This window comes from Bartonella sp. CE47NXGY (genome assembly GCF_042195415.1).
Taxonomy (GTDB): Bacteria; Pseudomonadota; Alphaproteobacteria; order Rhizobiales; family Rhizobiaceae; genus Bartonella.
This window is the reverse complement of the sequence record NZ_JBHIOI010000055.1, coordinates 1-6,147: the sequence shown is the minus strand read 5'-3', so window position 1 is coordinate 6,147 and position 6,147 is coordinate 1. Positions and strand designations below refer to the sequence as shown.

Sequence of the window (6,147 nt, the reverse complement as noted above, 5' to 3'; positions counted from 1 at the left end):
ATAATATCACCCTATCAGAAAGCTATGATACCTCTAACGGCAAAGAGACACATGAAAAGTCTTTTGCTGGTGTGACAACTTCCGTTGATATCGGTGTCCTTGGCACGGTACAAGGACTAAAAGATGCCGCAGATCACATGAATAATAAGGATGGTAACAATACAGTTATTAATGGCATATTGACCGGCATGAAAATCAATCACCTCTTTAATAAAGGAGAGAACTTTATTAATTGGCTGACTGGCAATACGGGGGGAAAAGGGGAACACAACCAAAGGACTGAGTAGCTCATTAGGAGGGTTGGGGGGCTCCACCAAGGATGCTCTTGCCAATCTGGCTGGCGCATCTGGCAGTGTAACCGTGGGCTTTAAAACTGAGAAAACAGAAGCTTCTTCTCAAGTTTCCACAGCGGTGACAGATAGCATAGAAGGCGGACGCGCTGTTAACATGCAAGCCCACAAAGGCAGCATTCATGGTGTTGGCGCTGATATTATTGCTGGTACCAATCCAATCTATGTGCTGGAAAATGATGCACAGAGCGGAAATATCACTATGGAAGCAGGTGAAGATATCACCTTTGAAAGTGCACAAAACACGCAAAGCACACACAACAGCAGTGAAAGTGCTTCAATGAGTGTTGGCACCGGTTATGGCACGGGTGGCGCAGGGGCAACGGGTAGTGCTGCTTTTAGTCAAGGGGAAGGTTCCAGTGAGGAAGTTCAACACAAAAACAGCCATATTATAGGCACCGGCACTGTTCATACCACGAGTGGGGCAAACACCACATTGGCAGGCGCCGTGGTTTCTGGAGAGCGTGTAGAAATGGAAGTAGGGGGTGATTTTGCCATTACCAGCCGCAGTGATACGGGACAAACTTCCAGCAAGCAAAACTCTGTTTCTGTTGGGTTTGGTGCTGGACAAACGGGTGGTGGGGGCTCCATGAGCGCCTCTTTCCAAAAGGATAAATCCTCCAGCGATTATCATAGTGTTGTGGAGCAATCAGGCATCAAAGCGGGTGATGGCGGCTTTAATATCATAGTTAAAGACAAAACGACCCTAACCGGAGGTATTATTGAAAGCACAGCCTCGGCGGACAAAAACAGCCTGACCACAGGAAGCATTAGCACCAGTGATATCAGCAACAGTGCCCATGCTAAAGCCAGCAGCCATGGGTTTAGCCTTTCTGGGAATGACACGATAAAAAACATTGCCAAGAATGTTTTAAATCACGGCAAAGCCAAGGATGGAGCAGAAGGGGAAACCAAATCTGCTATCAGCGATGGGACTATCATTCTTACTGATACAACTGGACAGAGGGCGATGGGGCAAGATGCTGGACAAATCATTGGCTCTCTCAACCGCAACACCGCAGCAGCCCACCAAGCTGTAGGACAGCTAGATGTCGCACCGCTTGAGGGAGCAGTGCATAATCGCCTAGATATGATCAATGATTTATCGGATGAAGGATTGGGATACTGGGACAAAGTGCGCGAAGTCGCAAATGTCAAAGAGCATCCAGTAGGTGAGATTGCGCATGATGAAAATGGCAATGTCCTCTATTTAACCGATGAAAATGGAGAGTATATAAAAGGCAGTGATGGAAAACCAATAATTCTGTATCGCTATTTAAAACCAGAGGAAGAAAAGCATTTACAAGCTGGTTCTGATGGCAACAGGCGTATGTTCTATAATGGTATTTTTAACACACCAGATGAGGCTGCCTATCGTGCTGTCCAATTAGCTGATAATGCGCATGAACCCCTTTATTTTACATACCACCCACAAGCTAAAGACAGGCTCGTAGAGTATGGGGTAGCAATTTATGAGTATTTTGGGGGATGGAGTAATTCGGCCAAGAAATTCCAAGATTTTACCTCTCGTTATGGTAATGACAAGGCTATTGTTAGTGCGCATAGTCGTGGTAGCTTAACAGTAGGCAATGGACTGCGTGACTTTGAAAAGCGCGGCATTCACGGTATAGCAGAAAAAACAGATATCTATCTTTTTGGACCAGCGGATCATGCTCGATCTATAGCGAATGCATTATATGTCGTAAGCGATGGCAAAAATGATCATGTTTACTTACAAAGCCATGCATCTGACCCCATTAGTACGTTGTTTGGTTACAATGCACCTACTTTTTATAAAGTACCTTTAAATCTAGATGTTTCACTTTTGGAGAAAGGTATAAAAAATCCTTTATATATGACGCTGTTTGTAGGAACCAGTTTATTGACTACAGCAACCTCTCCATTGATAGAGGGAGGGAGGGCGTTAGGCGGGTATGATCCTAGTCCCCATAATTGTTATGGTGATGCAAGTAAAGCGTGTATAACTAATTATGGAATACCGCCTACTAAACAAATTAATTCAACTTATTCAATTTTAGAGCATTTATGGAAGAAAAAATGAGACAAATTTTGAAATTATTGAGTGGTATAGTCCTATTAAGTGTAGCTGGATGTGACATTGAAAACATTGATAAGCCTCCTCCAGAGTATGTGAGTATGTGGGAGAAGGTAGGTGCAGATTCTACTGAAGTAGGAAAAGCCTTGTTAGAATGCGGAATGCCAAGCATTTTTGATATTGATTCAGAAAACAGAAAGCTTAGTATTAATGAGGATGCAACAATTTATGCTTGCATGGTTCAATCAGGATTCCATTATAAAGGGAGAGGAAACTGGTGTTATACATTTAGAGAAGAAAACCTTCCCATTTGTCAGCCTGGTGCTGTCATTCCGAAGAGAAGTGTCGAAAAGCGCTTAAACAGCCCGTTTTGTAAAAGAAGTCCAGTACAACCTGAATGCAAGCCTTAAGTGATGATCAACAATCCGCCATCCTTGCCTTCGCTTGGAATGGTGGGATTGTTTTCTCAACCAATCATCTCAATATTGTTCACCGTTGTTTTAAGCAGCGGTGACAGGAAATATCAACAGGTTTATGAGCTCTGTTTTATCGTAAATAAATCCATTGAAAGAGGGGAAAAATGAAGAAAATCTTAAAACTGTTGAGTTGCATGGCTTTGTTAAGTATCGCTGGATGTGACTCAAAGCCTCCTTCAAAATACTTTGTTATATGGCAAAAGCCAGATGCAGATTCTACTGAAGTAGCAAAAGCATTGTTAGAGTGTGGTAAGCCAACTCCTTATAATGCCGATACAGAAAATAGTGGATTAGGTTTCGGTGAATGGGCAATAATTCATACTTGTATGCTTCAATCTGGCTTCCACTATAGAAGTGAAAATGGAAAGTGGTGTGAAAATTGTCAAGATGATAGGATTCCGGTGTATCCTCTTAGTGGTTCTATCACGCCTCAGCGAAGTGTTGAGAGACGCTTAAATAGCCCTTATTGTAAAAAACATTCAGAACAACTTGAATGCCAGCCTTAAGTCTTGCTTCAGCAGAGAAAGCCTTGAATTTACACCAAATAAAGCACCAGGTTTGATGAGCTTGAGAAAGCCTTGTCCGTCCTTACGTGACAAGGTTTTCTTTTTATGCCGCGTCGTTATAACGTTGCTGTTTTGCTTGCTCGATGACATTCAAAAGATCTGATTGTAACCAACGCGATAAAAAACCAAATTTTAAAGGTTTTGGGAGAGAGCCATTGGGTTACATGACGGCGGAAAGTTGAGACACTCATATGAAGCAATTTTGCACTTTCACGGTCTGTTAAAAGAATATCATTTTCTGTCATATTAAAATCCTTTCACTATAAAAATGGTAACAAATCATAACTATTTATTAACCACATTTTGGTTCATTTAGAAAGATGTTTTATTCATAGAAAACAATATTTTATTATACAATTTCTGATGTGATACGTGATGAATCTTATTGAGAAAGAATGAGAGACAAGAGAGCTAAAGTTATCCACAGATAATGGGGTTATTCACCCCATATTTTAGGTTTGACCCGTGACATAAGCCGCCCATTTATCCATATAGACACGGCGCTGTTCTAGATAGTCAGTACGACGATAGGAGCGCTCTACTTGTCCTCCGACTGTATGACTTAGAATAGTTTCAGCGACCTCATAGGGGGCATCGGTTGTTTCAGCAAGCCAATCGCGTAAACTAGAGCGAAAACCATGCGGGCAGGCTTCAAGTTTATTGTCTCTCATATATTGAGCCATACACTTCTCAGCGAGGGGACCGCGACCTTTAGCAGAAAAAAAGAAATCATTACGAGAAAGCAATCGTGCTTGTTTTAAAATGTCTAATGCTTCAGTTGATAAAGGCACGCGAAATTCTTTTGTTGTATCACGCTTGCCTTTCATATTTTCAGCAGGTATGGTCCATATATCCCCATCAATTTGATCTTTATGAATATGACGTAAAGGATTGGTACGAACACCTGTCAGAATAAGCAAACGCAAAGCCAGTTGTGTTATGGTTGATGCTTCACAGAGTGTTTTATAAAAAGCCGGAACCTCTCTCCAATCCATGGCTGGTCTATTAGTGACCTTATGGCGTTGTTTTCCTAAGAGAGCTTTTGCTTTTTCTACAGCTTGTAAATCAACATCTACACCTAATGCAGCCGCATGTTTGAGACAAAGATTAAGACGTATCAATGCTGTTCGAGCAATTACAGCCTTTGTATGCCAAATGGGAGAAAGGGTATTGCGTATCTCTGTTTGCGTAATCTCTGAAACGGGTAAACAGCCTAATTTAGGGAGAATATGAAGGCGTAAAGGTGTAAACCATTTACCATTTTTACCATCACCTTTTAATTCAGCTTTACGAGTTTCAAAAGTATCTAGTGCAATATCTTTTAAGTAATGGAGATTGCTTATTGCCTCACGCTTTTGTTTTTCACGTTCTTTAATAGGGTCACGCCCTTCACGTAAAACAGCCCGCCACCCAGTTGCCAATTCACGGGCTTGTTTTAAAGAGACATCTCTTAAAGCACCCAAGCCCATTTCGCGACGCCGCCCATGAATGGTATAACGATACAGCCATTGAGCACCTCCATCTTTACGCTTATGAAGAAGCAAGCCGGCACCATCATTATATTTGCCAGTTCCCAATGTTGCGACAGATCTTGCATTAAGACGATTCATAAGAACCATTTTTACTCCTTTCTGCTATAGTTTTTACCCACACGTCAGCCCCGCTTGTGGTGTGCAAGCAAGTGATATGAATTGATTCAAGATACACAGATTTAAGATGAGAGAATCTTACGTTATTCAGGGTTCTCATTCAATATGAATAACGCTAGATTATGATTATAAATCAATGCCTTGAACGCTTGTTGAATGCCGTTGGTTTGAAAGCGAGCGATATTACAAAGCGCCCGATTTAAGCACTGGAGAACTTCGTGATTATAGCGAGGAAGAATTTAAGCAGCTCCAGTGCATGATGCCCGATATCCAAGGGGCAGCTTTCAATAAAAAGGTCGTAAAACGTGCTTTTTTAGGGAGAAAATTGCTTGAATCCCCTGATCAACCTTTGGTTCCAGCGGGTCAATTGGGTTGGGAGTGTATAACAGGGTATTTTGATAAGATAGAACGGCAATTTTATGGGGTTGTCCGTCCGACAAAAGATCCACAACGATGGGCGAATAAATATTTTAGTCAAGTGATGTATATCCTTAATAGCCAATCCAAAGGGGGGCTTATTGTCGAGGAAGGGGCGTTTAAGGACATCAGGCAGGCTATGCAAGATTGGGCGCGGGCTGATGCGTTGCTAGTTGCTGAAGATGGCGCTCTTGCAGAAGGCAAGATACAACCAAAGCCTGTAGCACAGTTTCCAGAGGGCTTTTTCCAGCTGTTTAATGAAGCTAAGGAAGCAATTAATCAGGTGACGGGTTTATCACCCGAATTCATTGGTACAAGGGAAGTGACACAAGCGGGTATTTTGGAGGCACAACGACGCCAATCCAGTTTAAATCTGCTTGCTTGTCTGTTTGATGGTTTACGTTTGTATCGCAAGCGGCAAGGTAAGATTATTTTGCACCTTATACAGAATTACTTGTCCGATGGTCGTTTGGTACGGATATCTGGTGAAGAGAATGCGCAATATATTCCATTGACGCGTGAAGAAGTAACGAGTGTCGAGTATGACATTGTTGTTGATGATGCTCCAACCAGCCCGAATGAGAAAGAGCGCACCTTTGGTATCATCACACAGCTGCTCCCATTGCTTCAAAA

The 6,147-nt window shown here is 42.2% G+C and carries 3 protein-coding genes and 3 pseudogenes; 4 read left to right on the top strand and 2 right to left on the bottom strand.

Annotation, left to right across the window (positions count from 1 at the left end):
- The 3 genes and pseudogenes from ACFIL3_RS08920 to ACFIL3_RS08910 form a co-directional block, all read left to right on the top strand.
- Nucleotides 1-2,412 (top strand): annotated as a pseudogene (locus ACFIL3_RS08920) (hemagglutinin repeat-containing protein); the annotation flags it as partial.
- Nucleotides 2,409-2,816 carry a hypothetical protein gene (locus tag ACFIL3_RS08915; protein ID WP_041581383.1) on the top strand — a complete coding sequence of 136 codons (408 nt, stop codon included), beginning with the start codon at nucleotides 2,409-2,411 and terminating at the stop codon, nucleotides 2,814-2,816. The pseudogene ACFIL3_RS08920 and the gene ACFIL3_RS08915, both read left to right, overlap by 4 nt.
- A 170-nt stretch (nucleotides 2,817-2,986) precedes the next feature.
- On the top strand, nucleotides 2,987-3,388 hold the full coding sequence (locus ACFIL3_RS08910; protein ID WP_375612658.1) for a hypothetical protein: 402 nt from the start codon (nucleotides 2,987-2,989) through the stop codon (nucleotides 3,386-3,388).
- A gap of 103 nt (nucleotides 3,389-3,491) precedes the next feature.
- Here the strand turns inward: ACFIL3_RS08910 and ACFIL3_RS08905 are convergent.
- Nucleotides 3,492-3,693 (bottom strand): annotated as a pseudogene (locus ACFIL3_RS08905) (helix-turn-helix transcriptional regulator).
- 207 nt (nucleotides 3,694-3,900) lie between these two features.
- The gene (locus tag ACFIL3_RS08900; RefSeq protein ID WP_375682101.1) at nucleotides 3,901-5,067 is read right to left on the bottom strand and encodes a tyrosine-type recombinase/integrase; all 1,167 of its coding nucleotides are present in this window, start codon (nucleotides 5,065-5,067) and stop codon (nucleotides 3,901-3,903) included.
- Between the two features lie 175 nt (nucleotides 5,068-5,242).
- Between ACFIL3_RS08900 and ACFIL3_RS08895 the strand changes: the two are divergent.
- Nucleotides 5,243-6,147, top strand: a pseudogene (locus tag ACFIL3_RS08895) (phage portal protein); the annotation flags it as partial.

What these genes read in the sequence shown, in the direction of transcription:
- ACFIL3_RS08910 (WP_375612658.1), top strand. Translation starts at nt 2,987, where the DNA reads ATGAAGAAAATCTTAAAACTGTTGAGTTGCATGGCTTTGTTAAGTATC.
- ACFIL3_RS08915 (WP_041581383.1), top strand. Translation starts at nt 2,409, where the DNA reads ATGAGACAAATTTTGAAATTATTGAGTGGTATAGTCCTATTAAGTGTA.
- ACFIL3_RS08900 (WP_375682101.1), bottom strand. Translation starts at nt 5,067, where the DNA reads ATGGTTCTTATGAATCGTCTTAATGCAAGATCTGTCGCAACATTGGGA.